Genomic DNA, 24,054 nt, shown 5'->3' on the forward strand with positions numbered 1-24,054 from the left:
GCCGACGACAGCAGCCGCCCGGTCGCGGAGCTGCATGGGTTGGACGCCGCCGCTTTGCAGCAGGTGCTCGGCTGGAGTTCGGGGCCCGCCGCGCCGACGGCGAAAGACGGCTTCGTCGACGTCGTGGCGCAGATCGAACAGCAGGTCGCACGTTCGCCCGCGGCTGTGGCCGTGATCTCCGATCAGGAGAGGATCAGCTACACCGAACTGAACGCGCGGGCCAACCGACTGGCGCGACAGATCAGGCAATCCGGCGTCGCTCAGGATGCGCCCGTCGCCCTCGCATTCGAGCGCTGCGCCGATCTGGTCGTAGCCGTGCTGGCGGTGCTGAAGGCCGGGGCCGGCTACCTGCCGCTCGATCCGGATTATCCGAGCGGGCGGCTCGCCGCGATGCTGGGCGACAGCGGCGCGAGACTGCTGCTGACGCAGCCGCAGTTGCGCGATCGGCTGATGGAGATCACGGCAGGGGCGGGCGCCGAGCTGATCGCCGTCGACGACAGCCGTGCTTCGCATGGGATCGATGCCGACAGTTCGGATCTCCGCAGCCCGATCCACGCCGAGAGCCTCGCTTATGTGATCTACACGTCCGGCTCGACCGGCGTGCCGAAGGGCGTGGCCTGCACGCGCGGCGCGCTGGCGGCGCGGCTGGCCTGGATGCAGCGGGAGTACGGGCTCGATCCCGGCGAAACGCTGCTGCAGAAGACGCCGTTCAGCTTCGACGTCGCGGTGTGGGAAATCCTGTGGCCGTTGACGGTCGGCGCGCGGCTTGCGATCGCAGCGCCGGGCGCCCATCGCGAGCCGAAGCGGCTGATCGATGCGGTCATTGCGCATGGCGTCACGACGCTGCATTTCGTGCCCCAGATGCTCGCGCAATTCGTGGCCGAGCCCGAGGCGCGCCGATGCGTGAGCTTGAAACGCCTGTTCTCTGGCGGCGAGGCTCTGCCGGTCCAGCTGAGGGACCAAGTCTACGCGGTATTTCCAGCGATCCGGTTCGACAACCGCTATGGACCGACCGAAGCGCTCATCAATGCCAGCTTCTGGAGCTGCCGCGAGGCGAGCGGGCCACGCGTGCCGATCGGCGTCCCGATCCCGGGTACGATCCTGCGCATTCTCGATGCCGACCTCAATCCGGTCGCCGAGGGTACGACGGGCGAGCTCTATATTGGCGGCGACGGGCTGGCGCGCGGCTATCTCGGTCGCGCGGCGCTGACGGCCGAGCGCTTCATTCCCGATCCGTTCGGACCTCCCGGCGCGCGGCTGTACCGGAGCGGCGATCTGGCGCGCTGGCGCAGCGACGGCGCCATCGACTATGTCGGCCGCACCGATCATCAGGTGAAGGTTCGCGGCTTCCGCATCGAGCTCGGCGAGATCGAGGCGCGGCTTCGGCAGCAGCCATCGGTCACTGCGGCCGTCGTCATCGCCAGGGAATTCGGGGCAGGCCGCCAACTGATCGGCTATGTCTGCGGTGACGGCACGCTCGACGGCGTCGTGCTGCGTGACACCTTGTCCGCGACGCTGCCGGACTACATGGTGCCGGTGCGGATCATGGTGCTCGATCGTCTGCCGCTGATGGTGAATGGCAAGGTCGATCGCAATGCGCTGCCAGCGCCGGAGGCGCCCGCATCAGCCACGCGGATTGCGCCGCGGACGGCGGCCGAGGCTGCGCTGGCGGCCATCTGGGCCGAGCTGCTGCATCAGCCCGATGTCGGCATGACTGACAATTTCTTCGAGCTCGGCGGCGATTCCATCATCTCGCTGCAGATGGTCAGTCGCGCGCGGCGAGCCGGCCTTCTGATCGATCCGCGCGACGTCTTCAAGCATCAGACACTGGAAGCCCTGGCGCGCGACGCGCGGCAGATCGCTCGGCTGGAGACGACGGCGGAGCAGGGCCTCGTCTCCGGGCCACTGCCGTTGTTGCCGATTCAGCTCCGCTTCTTCGAGCAGGAGCTGGACGCGCCCGATCACTGGAACCAGGCCTTGCTGCTGCGGCCGCAGCAGCGGCTCGACTGGGACGTGCTGCGGCGCGCGGCGGTGGCCGTCGTCACCCATCATGATGCGCTGAGGCTGCGCTTCCAACGCATCGACGGCCCCTGGCGCGCCGAGCACGGGCCGGCGCCGGCCGCCTCCGGTCTGTTCCGATCGTGCGAGCTGGCCGACGGCGAGGCGGTCACCGCGCTGGCCGCTGAGGTCCAGGCGAGCCTCTCGCTCGCGCAGGGTCGTCTGGTGCAGATGGTCGGCATCGATCTGCCGGACGGCGGGCAGCGCCTCCTGATCGTGATCCATCACCTCGTGATCGACGGCGTGTCGTGGCGTGTGCTGCTGGAGGATCTCGCGGCGGCCTATGCGCAGCTCATGCGTGGGCAGGAGGCGACGCTGCCGCCCAAGACGCACGCCTATGCCCAATGGGGCGCAGCACTGCACGCGCATGCGGCCTCGGATGTGCTGTCGGCCGAGCTCGATCATTGGTCCGGTCTCCGGCAGACGGATGACCTGCCGTGCGATGTCGATCATGCGGATCGGGATACGATCTCCGACGCCGACGACGTGCCGCTCGCGATCGACGCGGAGCTGACCGCGCGCCTGCTGGGCGCGGCGCACGGCGCGTACCGAACCCAGGTCAATGATCTGCTGCTGTCGGCGCTGGCGCGCGCGTTGTGGCAGTGGTCGGGCCGGGAGCTCATGTTGATCGAGCTCGAAGGCCACGGCCGCGAGGATCTCGGCGACGGGCCCGATCTGTCGCGAACCATCGGCTGGTTCACAACCGCCTTTCCGGTGCAATTGACGGCTGGATCGCAGCCGCCCGCCGAGCTGATCAAGGCCACCAAGGAGATGCTGCGGTCCGTCCCCAACCGGGGACTTGGCTACGGCGTGCTGCGCTACCTGGGGTCTGATGCCCAGCGTGCGGCGCTGAGGACGGGCGTGCAGCCGCGCATCGGGTTCAACTATCTCGGTCAGGTCGATGGCAGCACGGACGAGACGGCGCTGTTCTCGATCGCGCCCGAGAGCGCAGGACCTTCGCGTGCGGCGTCGAGCCCGCTCCGCCACCATATCGCGGTCAATGCGAGAGTGCTCGACGGCCGTCTGCAGTTGTCGTTCGGCTTCAGCAGGAAGCGCTATCGACGCGAGACCGTGACCCGCGTCGCCGATTGTTTCGGAGCGGCGCTGCGTGAGCTGGTCGATCACTGCACGAGCGGTGTCCATGGCCTGACGCCGTCCGATGTGCCGCTGTCGAAGCTGAGCCAGGCCGAGCTCGATGCGCTGGCGCTGGATTGGCGCGAGGTCGAGGACATCTATCCGCTGTCGCCGATGCAGCAGGGCATGTTGTTTCACGCGCTGCACGACGACGGCACCGGGGTCTACGTCAACCAGGTTGCAGCAGAGATCCGCGGCCTCGACGCCGGCAAGCTGCAAGCCGCTTGGCAGGCGGTCAGCCATCGCCATGCCGTGCTTCGCACCGGCTTCCTCTGGCGTGAATTGCCCGGACCACCGCAGCAGGTCGTTTATCGCAATGCCGACGTTGCCTTCGTCGTGGAAGATTGGCGGCAGCGTGCGGCGGGGCTTGCTCCGGCGGCGCTGGAGGCTGCGCTCATGGCGGCCGCAGACCGCGAGCGCGTCGACGGCTTCGATCTGTCGCGGCCGCCGCTGCAGCGTGTGAGGCTGGTCCGGATCGACGACGACCGGCATTGGTTGATCTGGACCCATCATCACATTGTCATGGATGGCTGGAGCTCGGCCCGCTTCGTTGCCGAGGTGATTCAGCAAGAGGGGCAGGGGACGCTGCAGGGACAGCCGCCGCGCTTCCGCGACTACATCGCCTGGCTGCAGGCGCAGGACCAGGGTGCTGCGGCCGAGTTCTGGCGAGCGGCGTTGGCCGGGCTCGACGAGCCGAGCCTGCTGTCGCAGCCTGCGGCCGGTGCTCGCGTCGGCCATGGCTCGCTCACCATGGCGGCGGACGCCGATCTCAGCGAGCGGCTGCAACGCTTCGCGACCCGCGAACGGGTCACGCTGAATACGGTGGTGCAGGCGGCTTGGGCGCAACTGCTCCGTCGGTTCACCGGCCAGCCGACGGTCTGCTTCGGCGTGACGGTGTCGGACCGGCCCGCCGGGCTCGCCGGCGCCGAAGAGATGGTCGGCCTGTTCATCAACACCTTGCCGGTGGTCGATGCCGAGGATCCGCAGCAGCGCATCGGCGCGTGGCTGCGGGACCTGCAGGATCGCAATCTCGCTTTGCGGGATCATGGCTGGATGCCGCTGGCCGACATCCAGCGGATCGCGGGCCGGGCCGGGCGTCCGCTGTTCGACAGCATTCTCGTGTTCGAGAACTATCCGGTGGACGCGGCCTTGAAGACCCGAGATGGCCGTCTGAGCGTCAGCCGGACGAGGATCCTCGAAACCAGCAACTACCCGCTGTTCGTGAGTGTCGGTCTCGAAAGCGAGCTACGGCTGGTGTTCAATTTCCAGCAGCAACATTTCGACGACGTCCAGATCCGTCGGCTGCAGATGGCGTTCGTGCAACTGCTCGCGGCCATCGCTCGCGATGCGGAGCAGGCGGTCGGCTGCATTGCGGCCGATGATCCCGCGGATATCGCGCTGCTGGCACGGGTGAACGCGACAGCGGCCGCCGTGATATCGCCCGGTGTCGTCGCTCAATTCGAGGCGCAGGCGGGGCGCGCGCCCGATGCGATCGCGCTCGTGCACAATGAGGAGACGCTCAGCTACGCCGCGCTGAACGCGCGCTCGAACCGGCTGGGCCAAAGGCTCAGGGAGGGCGGCGTCGGTCCCGATGTCGTGGTAGGGCTGGCGCTGGAGCGCGGTGTCACGATGATGGTGGCGCTGCTCGCGGTGCTCAAGGCGGGCGGGGCCTATCTGCCGCTCGATCCGGACTACCCGGCTGAGCGTCTCGCGCACATGCTGGCCGACAGCGGCGCCAAGCTGCTGCTGACGCAGGCGGCGCTCCACGACCGGCTCGCGCCGGTGCTGGCGGACGGCCACGCCGAGGTCTGGCTGCTGGACGAGGCGCCTGGAGAGGAAGTTGCCGACGTCGGCAATCTCGATGTCGCCGTCCATCCTGAAAACCTGGCTTACGTCATCTACACCTCGGGCTCGACCGGCCTGCCCAAGGGGGTGATGGTGCGTCATGGCGCGGTGACGAATTTCCTGGCGACCATGGCTGAGCAGCCGGGCATTGCGCGCGATGACCGCGTGCTCGGTTTGACCTCGCTGTCGTTCGACATCGCGGTGCTCGAACTCTGGTTGCCGCTGACTCATGGCGCGCAGATCGTGCTGGCGGACCGCGCCTCGGCCCATGATCCCGCGGCGTTGAAAGCGATCGTGGCCCGTCACGGCGCGACCATGATCCAAGCCACGCCGTCGAGCTGGCGCATTCTGCTCGACCATGACGACGGCGCGCATGGATGGCTGCCTCAAGGCTGCCGCCTGCTGAGCGGCGGCGAGGCGCTGGCGCCCGATCTGGCGCTCCGGCTGCTCGCGCTCGGCGGCGAGGTATGGAACCTGTTCGGGCCGACTGAAACCACGGTGTGGTCGGCTCGTCATCGGCTCGATGCGCGCGATCCCGCACCCGTCCTCGGCGGCCCGATCGGCAGCACCACGCTCCACGTGCTCGACGGCGATCTCAACCGCGCCCCCGTCGGCGTGACGGGCGAGCTCTTCATTGGCGGCGAAGGCCTGGCCCGCGGCTATTGGCGCCGGGCGGCGCTCAGCGCCGAGCGCTTCGTTCCCGATCCATTCGGCGATCCCGGTGCGCGGCTGTACCGGACCGGCGATCTGGCGCGGTGGCGCGCCGATGGACTGCTCGACTATGTCGGCCGTGCCGACCATCAGGTGAAGATTCGCGGCCACCGCATCGAGCTCGGCGAGATCGAGGCGCGGTTGCGCACGCAGCCCGGCGTCCGCGACAGCGTCGTGGTGGCGCAAGAGCTCGGCGGCGGGCGGCAGCTCGTCGGCTATGTCAGCGGCGACGATGGGCTCGACGGAGCTGAGCTGCGCGTGACGCTCGCGTCGGCGCTGCCGGACTACATGGTGCCGTCGCGCGTCATGGTGCTGCCGCTTCTGCCGCTGACGCCGAACGGCAAGATCGATCGCAAGGCCTTGCCATTGCCCGATACCCGGCCCGGGCAGGGACAGCGGACCGCGCCACGCAGTCCCGCCGAGGCGACGCTCGCCGCGATCTGGGCCGAGCTGCTGCACCAGCCGGACGTCGGCGTCACCGACAATTTCTTCGAGCTCGGCGGCGACTCGATCATCTCGTTGCAGATGGTCAGTCGCGCACGCCGCGCCGGTCTCGAACTGGAGCCGAGAGACGTATTCCTTCTGCAGACGATCGAGCTGCTCGCGCCGGCCTGCCGAGTGGCGCGGAAAGATCAGCCCGCGATTGCGCTCGCGCGCGGCGCATTGTCCGGGCTGACCAGCGAGGAGCTCGCCCGGCTCGGGGTCGACTGGGATCGCATCGAGGACGTCTACCCACTCTCGCCGATGCAGCAGGGCATGCTGTTCCACAGCCTGCGTGATGCCGGCAGTGGTGTCTATGTCAACCAGATCAGCGTCGAGATCTGCGGCCTTGACGTCGAGCGGCTCCGCAGCGCGTGGCAGGAGGTCTCCGCTTGCCATCCGATGCTGCGCACGGGTTTTCTCTGGCGCGAGCTGTCCGGTGCACCGCTGCAGGCCGTCCATCGTGCCGCGAACGCGCCGTTCGTGATGGAGGACTGGCGCGGGCAGGTCGTCGATGAAGCGCGGCTGTCGTCGGCCCTGGCCGCGGAGCGTAACGTCGAGTTCGATCTCGCGGTGCCGCCGCTGCAGCGTGTCCGGCTGCTGCAGCTCGACCACGAGCGCCATCGCCTGATCTGGACCTACCATCACATCCTGATGGATGGCTGGAGCTCGGCCCGCTTCATCGGCGAAATCCTGCAGCGCTATTCCGGGCGTGCGCTCGTCTCTCACCCGGCGCTCTATCGCGACTATGTTGCCTGGCTGCTCGCCCAAGACGCGCAGGCCGCCGAGCGCTTCTGGCGCGGACAGCTCACGGCCTTCCACCAGCCGACGCAACTGGCCGATGCCTTCGGAGCACGGCGCCACGATGCGCACGGGCACCAGCGCTGCTACACGCGGCTCGACGAAGACGCGACCGCGGCCTTGAAGGCGTTTGCTCGGCGCGAGCGCATCACCCTGAACACGCTCATCCAGGGCGTCTGGGCGCTGCTGCTGCAACGCTACACCGGCCAGCAGACCGTCACCTTCGGTGTCACCGTCGCCGGCCGTCCGGCTGGTCTCGACGGGGCCGAGCAGATGATCGGCCTGTTCATCAATACGCTGCCGGTGATCGAGACGCCGTCGCCGGCCACCACGATCAGCGACTGGCTGCGTGCCATGCAGGACCGTAACGCGGCGATGCGCAATTTCGAGCAGACGCCGCTCTACGACATCCAGAGCTGGGCCGGCCGTGCTGGCGAGAGCATGTTCGACAGCATCATCGTGTTCGAGAACTATCCCGTCGACCGGGGCCTGCTGCAGGGCGACGGCTCGCTTCAATTCGGCGAGCTGCGCAATGTCGACGTCACCAACTATCCGATGGACCTGTCCATCATGGTCGAGGATACGCTGCAGGTCGAGTTCACCTATATGCCGAGCCACTTCACGCCGGATCAGGCGGAGCAGGTGAGGGCGCAATTCGAACATCTGCTCGCGGCTATCATGCGAAGTCCGGAAGCCGCGCTCGGCGCAATCGATGCGGCTACCGCTCTGGATGTGCAGCGCGCTGACGCCTGCAATGGCCGGGCGGCGTCTTCCGCGACGCGTCCGCTCGTGCACGAGATGATCAGCGGTCATGCCCAGCGCGACCCGGAACGTGTCGCCCTCACGATCGGCGGCAGGAACGTGTCCTACGGTGAGCTCGATCGTCGTGCCAACCGGCTCGCGCTCCGCCTCGTCGGCGCCGGGCTCCAGCCAGACCAGCGCGTCGGCGTCGTCGTCGCGCGCAATGAAGCGACGATGGCCGCGCTGCTCGCCGTGCTGAAGGCCGGCGGAGCCTATGTGCCGCTCGATCCCGAGCTGCCGCCGGACCGCATCGCCCATCTGATGCGCGATTCCGGGATGAGCATGCTGCTGTCCGGCGCGCATGAGATCGCCGCCACCGAAGGCGTCCAGGCCGTCGATCTGGCCTCGTTCGATTTCGACAGCGGTCCGCACCATGCGCCGGATCCGGGCCTGCATCCGGAGAATCTGGCTTATGTGATCTACACGTCCGGCTCGACCGGGCGGCCGAAAGGCGTCGCGGTCGCGCATGGACCGCTGGCGATGCATTGCCGGGCGACCGCTGCGCTCTACGAGCTCGACGAGCACGCAACCGAGCTGCATTTCCTATCGCTGGCCTTCGACGGCGCGCATGAACGGTGGCTTACGGTGCTGTCGCAGGGCGCACGGCTGGTCATGCGCGATGCGGAGCTGTGGACGCCGGAGCAGACGGTCGCCGAGCTTCATGCGCAGCGCGTGACGCATATCGGCCTGCCGCCGGCCTACCTGCAGCAGGTCGCCGAATGGGTGGAGCAGACCGGCAATCCGCCGCCGGTGCGGTTGTATTCGTTCGGTGGCGAGGCCATGCCCAAGGCCGGCTTCGACAAGGTGAGGCGGGAGCTGAAGCCGCGGATACTGATCAACGGCTATGGTCCGACCGAGACCGTCGTGACACCGCTGGTGTGGAAGGTCGATGGCAACACGGCATGCGACAAGGCCTATGCGCCGATCGGCATTCCCGTCGGGCGCCGCACCGCCTACATCCTCGATGGCGCGCTGAATCTCGTTCCGGCAGGCGCAGCCGGCGAGCTCTATGTCGGCGGCTTTGGGCTCGCGCGCGGCTACCTCGCCAAGCCAGGCATGACGGCGGAACGCTTCGTGCCGGATCCATTTTCGACGGAGGAGGGCGCACGTCTCTATCGCACCGGCGACCTGGCCCGATGGGATGCGAGCGGCACGATCGAGTATCTCGGGCGCAGCGACGATCAGGTCAAGGTCAGCGGCTTCCGGATCGAGCTTGGCGAAATCCAATCGGCTCTGCTGAGCGACCCCGCAGTCGCACAGGCTGCCGTGCTCGCGGTGGCGGGTGCGGGAGGAAGTCAGCTCGTGGCCTATGTGGCGCCACGGGCGCCGGGCGACGCCGCCGCTGCTCCGGCCGAGCGCCTGTCGGCGGCGCTGACGGCCACGCTGCGCCGGACATTGCCGGCCTACATGGTTCCGGCCCGCATCATCGTGCTCGAGCGCCTGCCCACGCTGTCGAGCGGCAAGGTCGATCGCAAGGCGTTGCCCGCGCCCGATATTGCAGCCGGACGCGCGTTCGTCGCGCCGGGAAATCCGGCCGAGGTCGCGATGGCAAAGCTTTGGGCGGAGGTTCTCGGCGTCGCGCAAGTCGGCGTCACCGACAACTTCTTCGAGCTCGGCGGCAACTCGATTCTCAGCCTCAAGGTGATCGCGCGGCTTCGCCGCGACCCGGTCCTCGATGGCGAGATCAAGCTGCGGGATCTCTTGCAGAAGCCGACCATTCGCGCCTTGCTCGGCCCGCCCGCAGCATCATCCACGCGGCCGTCGGCGCTGCTGCCCCTGAGTTCGCCGGTCGATGGCGTGGCGCCCGTGTTCTGCCTTCACGGCGGCTTCGGCACGGTGTTCGACTATGCGCCGCTGGCGCGTCGTCTGGAGGGAGAACGGCAACTGATCGGTCTGCAGTGCCGGACGCTGATCGAGCCGTCCTTCACCGATCGCTCGCTGGCGGCGATGGCCGTGGACTATGCCGATGAGATCGTACAGACGCAGAGCGAGGGGCCCTATCATCTGATCGGCTGGTCGCTCGGCGGGCTGCTCGCGGGTCTGGTTGCCGCCGAATTGGAACGGCGCGGCGCGCGGGTCGAGCGTCTGGCGCTGATCGACAGCTTCGTTCCGCATGGCGGCCAGCAGCCGTCGCTGCATTGGACTGACGACTTGCTCGCGCTGCTCTCGGTCACGGCGCCGGGCGTGCAATTGTCAGCGATCGCGTCGCAGGTGACGGCGATCCGCTCCGCCGATGCGCCGGCGACGGACGAGGTGATCCGGGGCCTCGTCGCCGATGCGATCGGCATGGCACCGCTGCAGCCGCGCGACGGCCTTCTCGGCATCGACGACATCGTCGCGGCCTTCAGGGTCGGACGCCATCTCGCGCAACTGGCGCAAACGGCCGAATGGCCGGCTGATCTCGCTGTCGCGCCCGGCTGCTGGTGGACCTCGGGCCGGCTTCGACAGCGCGATCGGCTCGCGGCGCGGCTGCCGCAGGCGGCAGACCTCGGCGTGATCGGCGACGATCACTTCGCGATCCTGAGCAACGAATCCTTCCTGATGGCGCTCGGCGCGTGGCTGGAGCCGGACGAGGCGGCGCAGACATCGCCGGCGCTGCAGTCCGAACCGGCTGAATGAGGTGGTCATGAGCCTTCACCCTGATATCGCCGCGCTGCTCGAGATGATCCAGCTCGGAACCGAAACCGGCGCGCGCATCCCGTTTCCGCAACTCACGCCGGCGCAGGCGCGCGCCGATTTCGACGCCTCCTCGCCGCTGCTGGATGTCGATCCGCCGCCGCTGGCGTTCGAGAGGCAGCTTGCGCTGCCGATGCGCGACGGGACGGAGATTGCAGGGCGGCTCTATGCAACGCGGCCGTTGGATGTCGCCGATCCGATGCCCGTGCTGCTCTACATGCATGGCGGCGGCTTCGTCGTCGGCAGCCTCGACTCGCACCAGCCGCTGTGCCGCGGCCTCGCGGATGACAGCGGCGCGGCGGTGCTGTCGATCGACTATCGGCTGGCGCCGGAGCATCGGTTTCCGACGGCGTTCGAGGATTGCGTCGATGCGCTCACCTGGATCGGGGGCGAGGGGCCGGCGCTTGGCTTCGACCCGCGGCGAGTCGCGATCGGCGGCGACAGCGCGGGCGGAACGCTGGCCGCGGCGCTGGCAATCGCCGCGCGCGACGACCGGGCCTTGCCGCAGCCGATCCTTCAGGTCCTCGCTTATCCCGGGCTCAGCCCGCAGCAGATCTCGGACTCCTACGAGAACTACGGCTCGGGCTATCTGCTCGAGCGCGAGACCGTCGACTGGTTCTTCGACCACTATCTGCCCGAAGGCACTGATCGCCACGACTGGCGATTTGCGCCGCTGGCGGCCTCCGACCTCACGCGCGTCGCACCCGCGCTGATCGTGCTGCCCGAGTTCGATCCGCTGGTCGACGAGGGGCAGGCCTATGCCGCACGCTTGCGCGAGGCCGGCGTCGCTGTGGACTTGAAGGTCTATCCCGGCATGGTCCACGAGTTCCTGCGCATGGGCAGCGTCGTGCCCGACGCCCTCCAGGCCCGCGCCGACATCGGCGACAAGCTCGCCGCTGTCTTCGCCACACGAATGGGAGCCGGCGGCCGATGATGACGCCATCCAATCTGGCAATCGCCAACGTCGGAAGCCTGCTGCGGCCGTATTGGCTGCTGCTGGCGGCAGCCATCCTGCTTGGCCTGCTCGGCGGCGCCAGCGTTGCGGGTCTGCTCGCCGTGGTGAACCGCGGCCTTTACGCAGGCGCAGGCGACGTCGGCGGCCTGATTGCCTCGTTCGCGGGTCTCTGCATCCTGATCGTGATCGGGTCGGTTGGCTCTGACATCAGCGCCAATATCGTCGGGCAGCGGATCGTGGCCTCGTTGCGCAAGTCGCTGGCCGCCAAGATCCTGATGGCGCCGATCGACCAGCTCGAAGCCTATCGGTCGCACCGCCTCATCCCGGTCCTGACCAAGGACGTCGATGCCATCAGCGATTTCGCCTTCTTCTTTCCCGCCTTCCTGGTGTCCGGCGTCATCGTCGCCGGCTGCCTGATCTACCTCGCGGTGCTGTCGTGGCCGTTGTTCCTGGTCACGGCAATCTTGATCGCGCTCGGGTCGTTCGTCCATTACCTCGCCCGCAAGCGCGGAATGACGGGCTTCAATCTCGCGCGCCAATACGAAGACGATCTGCAGAAGCACTACCGCGCGATCTCCGACGGTGCCAAGGAGCTCCGTCTTCATCGCCAGCGCCGGCGCCATGTCCATGTCGATCTGATCGGACGGACGGTCGACCGGATCGGCGACGTGCAGATCAAGGCGATCAATCTGCTGGTGACGGCGCGTGCGCTCGGGACGGTTCTGCTGTTTCTGGTGATCGGGACCGCGCTGGTGCTGCGTCCACTGCTGTGGCCCGACAGCCCGGCCTCGGTGTCCAGCGGCTTCGTGCTGGTGCTGCTGTTCATGCGCGGACCGATCGACCAGTTGATCGGCATGCTGCCGTCGCTCGGCCGCGCCCAGGTTGCGATGCGCCGGATCGCCGAGTTGTCGGAGCGTTTCACCGCCGCAGAGGCTGAACTGCTCGATGATCCCCAGGATCGGACCGCTGAGCAGATCGAATCCATCGAGCTGCGCGGCGTCTCCTACGCATTCCCTGCGTCGTCATCCGAACGCCCTTTTGTCATCGGACCGATCGACCTTCGCATTCGCCGCGGCGAGATCGTCTTCATCGTCGGTGAGAACGGCAGCGGCAAGACGACGCTGATCAAGCTGCTGCTTGGACTCTATGTGCCGGACCGCGGCGTGCTGCTGCGCGACGGCAATCCCGTCGTCAGCGAGACCCGCGACGACTATCGGCAGCTCTTCACCACGATATTCTCGGACTATTTCCTGTTCGACACCCTGGCGCAGCAGAGCAACCAGCCGCCTGACCTCGCACATCGCTATCTCGATCGACTCGAGCTCGCTCACAAGGTCTCGATCGATGGCGGCGCGTTCTCCACCACCGACCTGTCGACGGGCCAGCGCAAGCGGCTCGCCCTGATCAATGCCTGGATCGAGGGACGGCCGGTGCTGGTGTTCGACGAATGGGCGGCCGATCAGGATCCAGCGTTCCGCCAAATCTTCTACACCGAGCTGCTCGCCGACCTCAAACGTCTCGGCAAGACGATCATTGTGATCTCGCACGACGATCGCTACTTCCACTGCGCCGATCGGATCGTGCGTCTGCGCGACGGTCGGATTGACGCCAGCGACGCCGCGGAACGCCGCGAGCCGGCACAAAGGCAGCGCACGCTTACGACTGTTCTGCATGAACCCGCTGCATCGCTTGGAGCATCGAAGCCGTGAGCCGCATCTTTGTAGTTAATCTAAAAACAGCGCTACGGACTTTGTTGTCTTCGTCGTGCCGGCCGATCTACATCCTGAGCGGGAGTGGACAGAGATGACGCCCGTGCAGATCAATGAGAGGGAGGGAGTTCGCATGAGCGCGACCGCGAGCGTTACGGGCAGTATCCGGACATTCCCTGTCGCAATCGACGCGACAATGTCGGTCGTTCGCGACGATGACGGGCTTCGGGTGATCGCGGACGGCGCGCCACTGCTGGCGCTTCGGCCGGATGGCGAACTGACGCGTCTGATCGTGCACGACGGGGTCGATGATTGGCGCCGGCTGTCGCGCGGAGCCGCGGCAATGGCCGAAGCGGTCTTTGCCTGGACGCCGTCGCTGCAGAGGCTCGACCTTGCACTCGACGACAACCCGGCAGCAGCATCGGCCCTTGCGAACGATGGCCTCGCGGTGGTGACCGACGGCAGGCTGGCGCTGTATCCGGACATGGTGATGCAGTTTCGCGAGAACTGGCTGACGGACGCCGCGCGCCCGGCGTTTCCACAGTCCTACGCGATGACCGACGGCAGGCGCCATCCGCGGCGGCCGCCCAAGCCGGTCGGCACCGTCTACGCCCGTTTCATTCCCTGGCTGTCCGACGTCGTCAGCTTTCGCGTCATCGATATCGCTCACGATCTCCCGTTGGTCCACCGCTGGCTCAACGATCCGCGGGTGGACTCGTTCTGGAACGAAGCGGGGGACATCGACAAGCACCGGCAATATCTGTCACGGATCATGTCGGACCCGCACATGGTGCCGCTGATCGGCTGCTTCGGAGATCAGCCGTTCGGCTATTTCGAGCTCTACTGGGCGAAGGAAAATCGTATCGCACCGTTCTACGACGCGGCGGACTATGATCGCGGCTGGCACGTGATCGTCGGCGAGGACGGTTTCCGGGGCCGCCGCTTCATCACGGCCTGGCTTCCCTCACTCATGCACTACATGTTCCTCGACGACTGTCGCACCGAACGTGTCGTCGGCGAGCCGGCGGCGGCACATTCCCAGCAGCTTCGCAACCTGGATCTGGCGGGGTTTGCCCGGCTCAAGAATTTCGACTTCCCACACAAGCGGGCAACCCTGGTCATGTTGCTGCGCGAGCGCTTCTTCGGCGACCGGCTGTGGCAGCCGGCGGCCAAGGAAGCACCCACAGAAGCCTAGCGCGGACGGAGCATCACCATGTCGTATCATCCTGCCCCTGACTATGATATCGTCGGCGTCGGCTTCGGGCCATCGAACCTCGCACTGGCGATCGCGCTCGACGATTGCTTCAGACAGCAGCGTCTGAAATGCCGGTCCGTGTTCCTGGAAAAGCAGCAGGACTTCAAATGGCATGGCGGAATGCTGCTGCCCGGCAGCAACATGCAGATCTCCTTCCTCAAGGACCTGGTATCGCTGCGCGATCCGACCAGTCCGTTCACCTTCGTCAACTACCTGCATAAATCCGGCCGGCTGCTCGACTTCACCAACTGCAAGACGTTCTATCCGAGCCGGATCGAGTTCAACGACTATCTCCGATGGGTCGCAGGCCAGTTCAGCACCACGGTTGCCTACGGAGAAACGGTCGAGTCTGTCGAGCCCGTGCATAGCGGTCAATCCGTCACCGCGCTTCGTGTGCTCACGCGCATGGCTGACGGAAAGGAGCGATCACGCGTGACGCGTCACCTCGTGGCGGCCGTCGGCGGTGTGGCGCACATCCCTTCCATATTTCAACCGATCGCGAGGGATCCGCGGGTCGTGCACACCAGCGGCTATCTGAGTTCCTCGCTTGCGGCAGGATCGGATGGCCGGTCGCCGCGGGTGGCAGTCATCGGCGGTGGGCAAAGTGCGGCTGAGGTCACGCTCGATCTGAGCGAGCGGCTTCCGGACGCCCAGATTGATCTGGTCTTCCGTGGGCACGCGCTCAAGCCGGCGGACAGCAGCCCGTTCGTGAACGAGATCTTCAATCCGGACTACACCGATTATTTTCATTCGCGGTCCGATCGGCAGCGCGAGACGATCGTCCGCAGCTTCCGCAATACCAATTATGCGGTGGTCGACCCCGATCTGCTCGATCAGCTCTACCGGATGACGTACCAGCAGCGGGTTGCCGGCGCTCGGAAACTGGCTCTCCATCCGCGCAGCGAGATCGTCGCAGCCTATGCCTCCCCTGAGGGGATGGTGCTCGAGATCGTCAACAAGGACGAAGAGGTTCGCCGCCGGGCCGCGTACGATGCTGTCGTGCTCGCCACCGGCTACGAGCGATCTCCGATCCCGGCGTGTCTTGGTCCGATCAGCCGCTACATCGAATCGGCGTCGCTCGACCGCGACTATCGTCTGCAGACGAGCCCGGCGTTTCGTCCGCAGGTCTACGTGCAGGGCTGCGCCGAAACCTCGCACGGCCTCAGCGATACACTCTTGTCGGTGCTGCCGATGCGGGCACAGGAGATCACACAGTCGCTGGTGTCGGCAACAGCGAGAGAACAGGACGCGGCGCCGTCTCACGACCAGGCTGAGCGCGTGTATTCGTGATGGACGGCCGAATGCAAGCCGCGAGGAGCGCGCCGCGCGCGGCGTCATGAAATGAGACGAAACGATCGGGCCTTCCCTGGCGTGTCGCGGTCGAATTGTCATCGGGGGGCGCCGTGCCTGCAATTGCTGGATTGCCGACATCTCGGGTCGGCCGGCGGGCGCGGTGGAGTGCAGGAATGGAAATGGGTGAGCCGCATCTGCCTGAGCGGGCCGTAACCTTGCTGGTGTCGAGTGAATACGCGCGGCTCGTCGGGCGGACCATGTCGGAACGGCTCGACTACATCGTCGACATCGCCTCGCTGCATACGCGCGACGAGTTGGTGCGGCGGCTGGACCTCGGCCGCGTGGTCGTGCGGCAGGTCGAGAAATGGCTCGCGTTCCATGGGCGCCGTTTGCGGCGTCCGAATGAAAGCATCGATATCGTCATGTGCGGATTGGAGTTTCGGAAGCGGCGTGTCCGGCGCTCCCGGGTGGCGGTACGAACGCGACGATTGAACGGCAGGACGCTCCCCAGGGAGCCAGGCCGAGGCGGCTGAACGGCTCGGGCTCTGCCTGAGCGGCGAGCCCACCGGAGGCTCCCATCGAGGCACTGACGGGACCGCGATGCACACGGAATGCACCGCGGGCCCTATCGCGTCGCATCATGGAAAATGAGACTCGTCGTCAAGGTCGAGGCCGGGCGGGTTGCGCGGGGGCTCGGCTCATCCGCTAGCCTCCGCGGTCGATGGGGGCTCACCGTCGCTCGTCAGAGATGACGCGAGGCGACGGGAAGGTCCACTGCCAACATGGCCAAGAAAACAGTGGCCGGCACACGCTCGTGTGCCCCAGCAATGGGCGACAAGGGAGGAGTTCGATGCACATGCGAAGTGTAGGTATCGCCGTGTTCACGGCGCTTTTGCTGTCCAGCACAGCGTTCGCGCAGGAGAAGATCAAGGTCGGCGTCACCGCGACGCTGGAGGGCACCTATACCGTGCTCGGCGAGGACGGAATGCGCGGACATGTCACCGCGCTGAACGTGTTGGGTAAGAAGGTCGGCGACAAGGAGCTGGAATTCGTCGTCGCGTCGACCGACGCCACGCCGGACTCGGCCGTCCGTGCCGTGCGCAAGCTGATCGAGCAGGACAAGGTGCAGATCCTGCTGTCGCCGCTGTCGGGCGACGAGGGCATCGCCGTCAAGAACTTCGCCAAGACGCACCCCGAGCTGACCTTCGTCAACGCCGCGTCGGGTGCGCAGGAGACCACCTATGTCGATCCCGCGCCGAACTTCTTCCGCTTCAACATGGATGGCGCCCAATGGCAGGTCGGCCTCGGCAAATACGCCTATGAGACCAAGGGCTACCGCAAGATAGCGACCGTCGGCGAGGACTATTCCTTCATCTACACCCAGGTGTTCGGCCTGGCGCTGGAGTTCTGCGGCCTGGGCGGCAAGATCTCGAGCCGGCAATGGGTCCCGCTCGGCACCAAGGATTTCGCGTCGGTGATCGCGGCGCTGCCCGATGATGTCGATGCGATCTATCTCGGCCTCGGCGGCGCCGATGCCGTCAACTTCCTCAACCAGTATCAACAGGCCGGCGGCAAGGCGCACCTGATGGGCGGCTCGATCATGATCGACCAGACCATCCTGTCGTCCAAGGGAAATGCCAAAAACGCCCTGATCGGTACGATTGCTGCATCGGGTCAGGCCGATACCTGGGAGGATCCGCGCTGGCAGAAGTTCGTGAAGGCCTATCAGGACTCGTTCCCGCCGGAGAAGCGCTTCCCGAGTCCGTCGCTGCTGGCGACCAACTATTATGGCTCGACCATGGCGTTGATCCTGGCGCTGCGCGAGGTCAATGGCGATCTGTCGAACAACCAGGCCAAGCTTAAGGCGGCGCTGGCGAAGATCGAGATCGATGCCCCCAACGGCAAGATCAAGCTCGACGCCAACCGCCAGGCCATCGGCACCAACTTCGTCACCGAGGTGGTCGACGACGGCAAGGGCGCGCTGTTCAGCAAGGTCGTGAAGGTGATCCCCGACGTCAACCAGACGCTGGGATACGACGCCGCGACCTTCGCGAAGATCGGCCTGCCGAGCCGCACCGTGCCTGAATGTAAGAAGTACTGACCTTTCGACAGGGAGCGGCGCGGCTCGAGCGGGCTCGGGCCGCGTCGTCGCGTCCCTTGCTTTCTGACATGCAATGATCGACGCTGACGAATAATAAAAGCCATTTCGGTGAGGAAGTGATGAGTAGGGCGCTCGCCGTCTTTCATGCTCGCTTCGGCCGTGCGACGGTTTATCAGCTCAATCGGCCATTCAATGTGCATGCCCATCGCGAGGGACATCTGATCTTTCACGTTGGTGGGACGCCGGCCGACATCGACGTCTGCGACCAGCACTATCAGATCGGCGAGGACTGGATCGTCGCGGTCAATCCGTGGGAACCGCACAATTTCCTGCCGAACGACATCGACAACGGCGCCATCTTTTTTGTGCTCTACGTCAATGCGGAGTGGTTCACGCCCTCGGCTGCGCGCGAGCAGGGCCTGCGGTTTGGCCGTACCTGCTTCCGGCGGACTGCCGCGCTCGATCGCTGTATTCGCCGCACCGCAGCGTTGGTATGTGGCGCGCCATCGCTCGGCTGTCTCGATGGCGAGCTGAGGCAGCTCATCGACAGTTGCTACGAGGAAAGCTGGCGCGTCTCGGAGCAGATGCCCGAACGGCCATGCGCGGAAGTGACGGACTTTCGTGTTCGCAAGTGCATCAAGCTGATGTCGGACAGTCCGTGCGCCGAGATCGAGCTCGATCACATCGCCCGCGAATCAGGACTGTCACGGCCTCATTTCTATCGGCTGTTCCGCAGCCAGACCGGTGTGACGCCCAATCTCTATCTGAATACGCTGCTGATGGAGCGAGCGCTCGATGCCGTCGTGGCAACGGAAGCGCCGATCGCCGATATCGGCTTCGATCTCGGATTCACCTCGCAGAGCGGCTTCACGCGGTTCTTCGCCGGCAATGTCGGCATGGCGCCGACAGACTATCGCCGCGCTGCAAAAGTTCTGCGCGCCTGACCTGCTGCTGCGCGTTGCGCGAAAAGAGACTGTCGATCAAGTGCGCACTCTCGTCTGCCGCTACACTCTGGGCAACGTGATCCGCAAAAGGATCCGACGAGGGAGGACGAGCGATGGCCGGCAGACCCGGCGATCTTCGGCTGAATGCGCCTTTCCGCTGTGACGACGGATCCGTCCCTCGTATCCTGAGGGAGGGGTGATGAGCCGCTTCATCGAGCGTCACCCGATCTGGTCCCTCATCATTCTCCTCGCCTTGGCGCTGCTGGCGTGGCTGATCTTCGCCGTGTGGCCGCCGGGGCTCGAGGAGGCGATCGGCCGCAAGAAGGTGTTCCTGAGTGCCGTGTTCAACGGCATCACGCTGGGCGGACTGTATTTCCTGGTCGCGAGCGGCTTCACGTTGATCTTCGGCCTGATGCGCAACGTCAATCTGGCGCACGGCTCACTCTATCTGCTCGGCGGCTATGTGGGCTACGGCGTGTCCGCCGCGACCGGGTCATGGATCCTTGCCTTTGCCGCCGCCTTCATCGCCGTGGCGGCCATCAGTGTTCTCCTGCAACTGCTCGTCTTCCGCCGCATGGAGGGGCAGGACCTGCGCCAGACCATGGTGACGATCGGCCTCTCGATTGTGTTCGCCGATCTGATGCTGTGGGCGTTCGGCGGCGACTTCTATCAGATCCAGACGCCGGCCTGGCTGATCGGGCCGGTGCAGCTGCCGCTGATGACGGCGATGAAATCGTCGGGCGAGGCTGTGTTCCTGCAATATCCGCTGGTGCGGCTGGTGATCTTCTGCGGCTCGGTCGTGATCGGCATTGCGATGTGGCTCGCGCTCAACCGCACCCGCGTCGGCATGATCGTGCGGGCCGGCGTGGATGATCGCGAGATCCTGGCGGCAACCGGCGTGCAGATCCAGCTCGTCTTCGTGCTGGTGTTCGCACTGGGCGCGGGGCTGGCCGGCATTGCCGGCGTGGTCGGCGGAACCTTCCAGTCCATCTCACCCGGCGAGGACACGCGCTTTCTGCTGGCCTCGCTGGTCGTCGTCATCGTCGGCGGCATGGGATCGATCCCGGGAGCCGCGCTCGGCGCGCTGATCATTGGGCTCGCCGAGCAGCTCGGCTCGGTCTACATCCCAACCTATGCGATCGTCGTGACCTTCCTGATCATGGTGCTGGTGCTCGCGCTGCGGCCCCAGGGCCTGCTGGCGAGGCGATGAGATGTCGCTGATCCAGGAGGCACGCGCGCGGGAGAGCATGCTGGCAGGCGGCGCCGCACGGCAGCCGGTCGCATGGTCGGCCACCGAGCAGCCCTGGGCCTGGGCGGTCGCCACGCTGCTGCTGATCATGCCGCTGATCGCCAACGGCTTCTTCCTGATCGAGATCTTCGGCACGACCCTGATCCTCGGCACCATCGCGCTGAGCCTGATGTTCCTCGCCGGCTATGGCGGCATGGTCAGTCTGATGCAGCTGACGATCGCGGGCTTTGCCGGCTACATGGTTGCCGTTTTCGGCGTCAGCGGCAACGCCAATATCAGCCTCGGCTGGCCGTGGTGGTTGGCGACGCCGGTGGCGCTGGTGCTCGCGGTGCTGTTCGGCACGCTGGGTGGTGCGCTGGCGGTGCGCACCGAGGGCATCTACACCATCATGATCACGCTCGCGATCGGCGCGGCGTTCTATTATTTCACCAACCAGAACTGGGCGATCTTCAACGGCCACACCGGCATCAACACGATCGCCACGCCGCATGTTCTCGGCGTCGATTGGCGCACGGATATCGCGTTCTATTACCTGACGCTTGCGGTGGCCGCGCTTTGCTATTTCGCTGTGCTCTATCTATCGCGCGCGCCGTTCGGCCTGGCGCTGCAGGGCGTGCGCGACAATCCCAGGCGCATGGCCGCGCTCGGCTTCAACGTCAATGCGCATCGCATCGCCGCCTATGCGTTCGCGGCCCTGATCGCCGGCATGGGGGGCGTGCTGCAGGTCTGGAACTATCGGCAGATCTCGCCCGGATCGGTCGCGGTCGAGCGCTGCATCGACATTCTCATCGTCGCCGTCGTCGGCGGAATCACCCGGCCGGTCGGGCCGTATATCGGCGCGTTCATCTTCGTCATCCTGCGCACCTTCGCGCTCGACTTCCTGGTCAAGGTCGGGCTCGACGGCAACCGGTTCCGGCTGCTGATCGGGCTCGGCTTCCTCGCCATCGTGTTCTGGTCCTCCGACGGCGTCATCGGCCTCTATGAGCGGTGGCGCAAACGCGGCCAGCGCACGGAGGAGCGGCCCCGTCCGGGAGGTCACGGCCATGGATAGGGTCGCGGACCGGCTCTCAGCGCTCGGCTCGACCGCAGCCCTCGAATTGCGTGGCGTGACGCGGATGTTCGGCGCGCTCGCCGCGCTGACCGATATCACGATCACGGTGCGGCCTGGCGAGCGGCGCGCGGTGCTCGGCTCGAACGGCGCCGGCAAGACCACCTTGTTCAACTGCGTGACCGGCGACTTCCTGCCGACGTCAGGCACGATCCGCTTCTTCGGCGAGGACATCACCGCCTTTCCGCCCTACGAGCGGATCCGCCGCGGGCTGCGCCGCACCTACCAGATCTCGGCACTGTTCCTCGGTCTGTCGGTTCGCGACAATGTCTATCTGGCATGCCGTGGCGTCTCGCGCGCGCGCTTCTCGATGCTGCGTCCCAACGCCAACGACGCCCTGATGCAGGCGGCCGAGCGCCTGATCGAGGCCGTGCATCTGACGTCGGTGCGTGATCAACTGGTTTCGGAGCTCGCCCATGGCCAGCAGCGGCAGCTCGAGATCGCGCTGGCGCTGGCCGGCGCGCCCCGATTCATCCTGTTCGACGAGCCGGCGGCGGGTCTGTCGCCGACCGAGCGGCGCGAGCTGGTCGAGATCCTGACGTCGTTGCCGCCGCACATCGGTTACATCATCATCGAGCACGACATGGACGTGGCGCTGCGCGTCGTCGAGAGCGTGACGATGATGCACAACGGCCGCATCTTCAAGGAGGGCGCACCGCAGGAGATCGAATCCGATCCGGAGGTGCAGGAGCTCTATCTCGGAGGCGGCCATGAATGATATCCGCCGCTCCGCGCCTGCGCTCGAGGTCCGCGGCCTCGACGTCTACTACGGCCATTCGCATGCGCTGCAGGGCGTCGACCTCCGGCTCGACAGCGGTGTGTTCTCGCTGGTCGGCCGCAACGGCATGGGCAAGACGACGCTGTGCAAGGCCATCATGGGCCTGCTGCGGCCGTCCGGCGGCACGGTGCGGCTGCGGGGAGAGGATATCACGGGCCTCAATCCCGCGCGCATCGCGCGGCTCGGCGTAGGCTACGTGCCGCAGGGGCGGCGTCTGTGGCGCTCGCTCAGCGTCGACGAGCATCTGCGGCTCGCGGCCGGCCAGCGCCGCGGCGCCTGGACTGTCGAGCGCGTCTACGAGACGTTTCCGCGGCTCGCCGAGCGCCGCAACAATGGCGGCGGGCAGTTGTCCGGCGGCGAGCAGCAGATGCTGGCGATTTCGCGCGCGCTGCTGACCAATCCGCAGCTGCTGATCATGGATGAGCCGACGGAGGGCTTGGCGCCGGTGATCGTCGCCCAGGTCGAGGAGATGCTGATCCGGCTCGGCCAGGACGGCGACATGGCGGTGCTCGTGATCGAGCAGAACATCGGCGTTGCAACCGCAATCTCGGCCCGCGTCGCGATCATGGTCAATGGCCGCATCAACCGCATCATCGACTCGGCCCGGCTCGCCGCCGACCGCGAGCTGCAGCAGCGCCTGCTCGGCGTCGGCCAGCATGCCGGCGACGAGACGGATCTCGGCACGGGGCAGGACGGCGACGCGCCCGCCGCACGTGCGGCGGTGCCAACGACGCCGAAAGCTGCGCCCGTCAAGGTTTACGTCTCCAATCCCGTGCTGCCGACGCGCTGGTCGCAGCCGGTGCCGATCGCGCAGATCGAGGCCAAGGCGCGCACGCTCTCCACCAGCGTCAGCCGGCTTGACGAAGCCGCGCGCCAGGGCCGTGAGCGCGCCGTGCCGATCGCGTCAGGTCCGCCCGCGGTGATCGTCGCCGGCACGCTCGACACCAAGGGTGACGAACTGCGCTTCATTCGCGATCTCGTCGCGAGCCACGGGCTGCGCACCCGGCTGGTCGACGTCTCCACCAGCGGACGCCATACGAGCTGCGACGTCTCGGCCCAGGAGATCGCGCTCAATCATCCGCGCGGCGGCTCCGCCGTGTTCGGCACCGATCGCGGTGCATCCGTCACCGCGATGGCCGACGCGTTCGCGCGCTGGCTGCGCCGGCAGGACAATGTCGCAGGTATCATCTCGGCGGGCGGCTCCGGTGGAACGTCGCTGGTCGCACCTGGCATGCGCGAGCTCCCCGTCGGCGTGCCCAAGCTGATCATCTCCTCGGTCGCCTCGGGAGACGTCGGCGCCTATGTCGGGCCGGCCGACATCGCGATGATGTACTCGGTCACCGACGTCCAAGGACTCAATTCGATTTCGCTGATGGTGCTGAGCAATGGCGCGCATGCGCTTGCCGGCATGGTGATGGCGCGCGAGCAACGGTCCGCTGTCGCTGATCGCACCCGACCGCAACGTCCCGCGATCGGCATCACCATGTTCGGCGTGACCACGCCGGCGGTGCAGAAGCTCACCGCCGAGCTGCGCGACGACTACGAGTGCCTCGTCTTCCACGCCACCGGCGTCGGCGGCCGCTCGATGGAGAAGCTGGTCGATTCCGGCATGCTCGCCGGCGTCATCGATCTCACCACGACTGAGGTCTGCGACCTGCTGATGGGCGGCGTGTTTCCGGCAACCGAGGATCGCTTCGGCGCGGTCATCCGCACCCGCGTGCCCTATGTCGGCTCGGTCGGCGCGCTCGACATGGTCAATTTCGGCGCGCCCGAGACCATTCCGGAGCGCTATCGCGGCCGCAAGTTTCACGTCCACAACCCGCAGGTCACGCTGATGCGGACGACGGCGGCGGAGAACGCGCAGATGGGGCGCTGGATCGGCGAGCGGCTCAACCGCATGGACGGGCCGGTCCGGTTCTTCCTGCCCGAGAAGGGCGTGTCGGCCCTCGATGCACAGGGACAGCCGTTCTTCGATCGCGAGGCGGACGAGGCGCTGTTTCGCAGCCTCGAACAGACGGTGCGGCAGACGTCGAGCCGGCGCCTGATCCGCGTGCCGCATCACATCAACGACAATGAGTTCGCAGCAGCGATCGTCGGTGCCGTCAGGCCGTTGCTCGGGCGGCTGCCGGCGCGGCGCAGACAGGCGAGGTGATGGT

12 protein-coding genes (1 of these 12 cut by a window edge) are annotated in these 24,054 nt (G+C 66.6%); all 12 read left to right on the top strand.

Annotation, left to right across the window (positions count from 1 at the left end):
- A protein-coding gene (locus ACQR1F_RS17730; protein ID WP_434913548.1) for a non-ribosomal peptide synthase/polyketide synthase crosses the window boundary here: on the top strand, nt 1-10,449 show its 3' portion. 5,952 nt of this gene lie to the left of the window's left edge; only the last 10,449 of its 16,401 coding nucleotides appear in the window; its start codon lies beyond the left edge, outside the window; the stop codon is at nt 10,447-10,449.
- A gap of 7 nt (nt 10,450-10,456) precedes the next feature.
- Entirely contained in the window at nt 10,457-11,440 is a 984-nt protein-coding gene (locus ACQR1F_RS17735) for an alpha/beta hydrolase (protein WP_315802944.1), read from the top strand.
- Nucleotides 11,437-13,170: a cyclic peptide export ABC transporter gene (locus tag ACQR1F_RS17740; protein WP_434913549.1), complete on the top strand. Its 1,734-nt coding sequence runs from the start codon at nt 11,437-11,439 to the stop codon at nt 13,168-13,170. The genes ACQR1F_RS17735 and ACQR1F_RS17740 overlap by 4 nt, the downstream gene beginning before the upstream one ends.
- Before the next feature lie 133 nt (nt 13,171-13,303).
- A complete protein-coding gene (locus ACQR1F_RS17745; RefSeq protein ID WP_434913550.1) occupies nt 13,304-14,365 on the top strand; it encodes a GNAT family N-acetyltransferase in 1,062 nt (353 codons plus the stop codon).
- A gap of 18 nt (nt 14,366-14,383) precedes the next feature.
- Nucleotides 14,384-15,715, top strand: coding sequence for a lysine N(6)-hydroxylase/L-ornithine N(5)-oxygenase family protein (locus ACQR1F_RS17750; RefSeq protein WP_434913551.1), 1,332 nt, complete (start codon nt 14,384-14,386; stop codon nt 15,713-15,715).
- Nucleotides 15,716-15,897: 182 nt separating this feature from the next.
- Nucleotides 15,898-16,251: a hypothetical protein gene (locus ACQR1F_RS17755; protein ID WP_315803163.1), complete on the top strand. Its 354-nt coding sequence runs from the start codon at nt 15,898-15,900 to the stop codon at nt 16,249-16,251.
- A gap of 317 nt (nt 16,252-16,568) precedes the next feature.
- Nucleotides 16,569-17,819 carry an ABC transporter substrate-binding protein gene (locus ACQR1F_RS17760; RefSeq protein WP_434884342.1) on the top strand — a complete coding sequence of 417 codons (1,251 nt, stop codon included), beginning with the start codon at nt 16,569-16,571 and terminating at the stop codon, nt 17,817-17,819.
- Between the two features lie 119 nt (nt 17,820-17,938).
- Entirely contained in the window at nt 17,939-18,763 is an 825-nt protein-coding gene (locus ACQR1F_RS17765; RefSeq protein ID WP_315802948.1) for an AraC family transcriptional regulator, read from the top strand.
- A gap of 199 nt (nt 18,764-18,962) precedes the next feature.
- The gene (locus ACQR1F_RS17770) at nt 18,963-19,973 is read left to right on the top strand and encodes a branched-chain amino acid ABC transporter permease (protein ID WP_434913552.1); all 1,011 of its coding nucleotides are present in this window, start codon (nt 18,963-18,965) and stop codon (nt 19,971-19,973) included.
- A 1-nt stretch (nt 19,974) separates the two neighbouring features.
- On the top strand, nt 19,975-21,063 hold the full coding sequence (locus ACQR1F_RS17775; RefSeq protein ID WP_434899059.1) for a branched-chain amino acid ABC transporter permease: 1,089 nt from the start codon (nt 19,975-19,977) through the stop codon (nt 21,061-21,063).
- Nucleotides 21,056-21,838 carry an ABC transporter ATP-binding protein gene (locus ACQR1F_RS17780; protein ID WP_434913553.1) on the top strand — a complete coding sequence of 261 codons (783 nt, stop codon included), beginning with the start codon at nt 21,056-21,058 and terminating at the stop codon, nt 21,836-21,838. Before ACQR1F_RS17775 ends, ACQR1F_RS17780 begins: the two co-directional genes overlap by 8 nt.
- Nucleotides 21,831-24,050: an ABC transporter permease gene (locus ACQR1F_RS17785; RefSeq protein ID WP_434838932.1), complete on the top strand. Its 2,220-nt coding sequence runs from the start codon at nt 21,831-21,833 to the stop codon at nt 24,048-24,050. Before ACQR1F_RS17780 ends, ACQR1F_RS17785 begins: the two co-directional genes overlap by 8 nt.
- The last annotated feature ends 4 nt before the right edge of the window (nt 24,051-24,054 follow it).

Origin of the sequence: Bradyrhizobium sp. HKCCYLS3013 (genome assembly GCF_051167615.1) — a bacterium.
Taxonomy (GTDB): Bacteria; Pseudomonadota; Alphaproteobacteria; order Rhizobiales; family Xanthobacteraceae; genus Bradyrhizobium.

Bases quoted from the DNA above. Each gene is read 5' to 3' on its own strand.
- ACQR1F_RS17735 (WP_315802944.1), top strand. From the start codon at position 10,457: ATGAGCCTTCACCCTGATATCGCCGCGCTGCTCGAGATGATCCAGCTC.
- ACQR1F_RS17740 (WP_434913549.1), top strand. From the start codon at position 11,437: ATGATGACGCCATCCAATCTGGCAATCGCCAACGTCGGAAGCCTGCTG.
- ACQR1F_RS17745 (WP_434913550.1), top strand. From the start codon at position 13,304: ATGAGCGCGACCGCGAGCGTTACGGGCAGTATCCGGACATTCCCTGTC.
- ACQR1F_RS17750 (WP_434913551.1), top strand. From the start codon at position 14,384: ATGTCGTATCATCCTGCCCCTGACTATGATATCGTCGGCGTCGGCTTC.
- ACQR1F_RS17755 (WP_315803163.1), top strand. From the start codon at position 15,898: ATGGGTGAGCCGCATCTGCCTGAGCGGGCCGTAACCTTGCTGGTGTCG.
- ACQR1F_RS17760 (WP_434884342.1), top strand. From the start codon at position 16,569: ATGCACATGCGAAGTGTAGGTATCGCCGTGTTCACGGCGCTTTTGCTG.
- ACQR1F_RS17765 (WP_315802948.1), top strand. From the start codon at position 17,939: ATGAGTAGGGCGCTCGCCGTCTTTCATGCTCGCTTCGGCCGTGCGACG.
- ACQR1F_RS17770 (WP_434913552.1), top strand. From the start codon at position 18,963: ATGAGCCGCTTCATCGAGCGTCACCCGATCTGGTCCCTCATCATTCTC.
- ACQR1F_RS17775 (WP_434899059.1), top strand. From the start codon at position 19,975: ATGTCGCTGATCCAGGAGGCACGCGCGCGGGAGAGCATGCTGGCAGGC.
- ACQR1F_RS17780 (WP_434913553.1), top strand. From the start codon at position 21,056: ATGGATAGGGTCGCGGACCGGCTCTCAGCGCTCGGCTCGACCGCAGCC.
- ACQR1F_RS17785 (WP_434838932.1), top strand. From the start codon at position 21,831: ATGAATGATATCCGCCGCTCCGCGCCTGCGCTCGAGGTCCGCGGCCTC.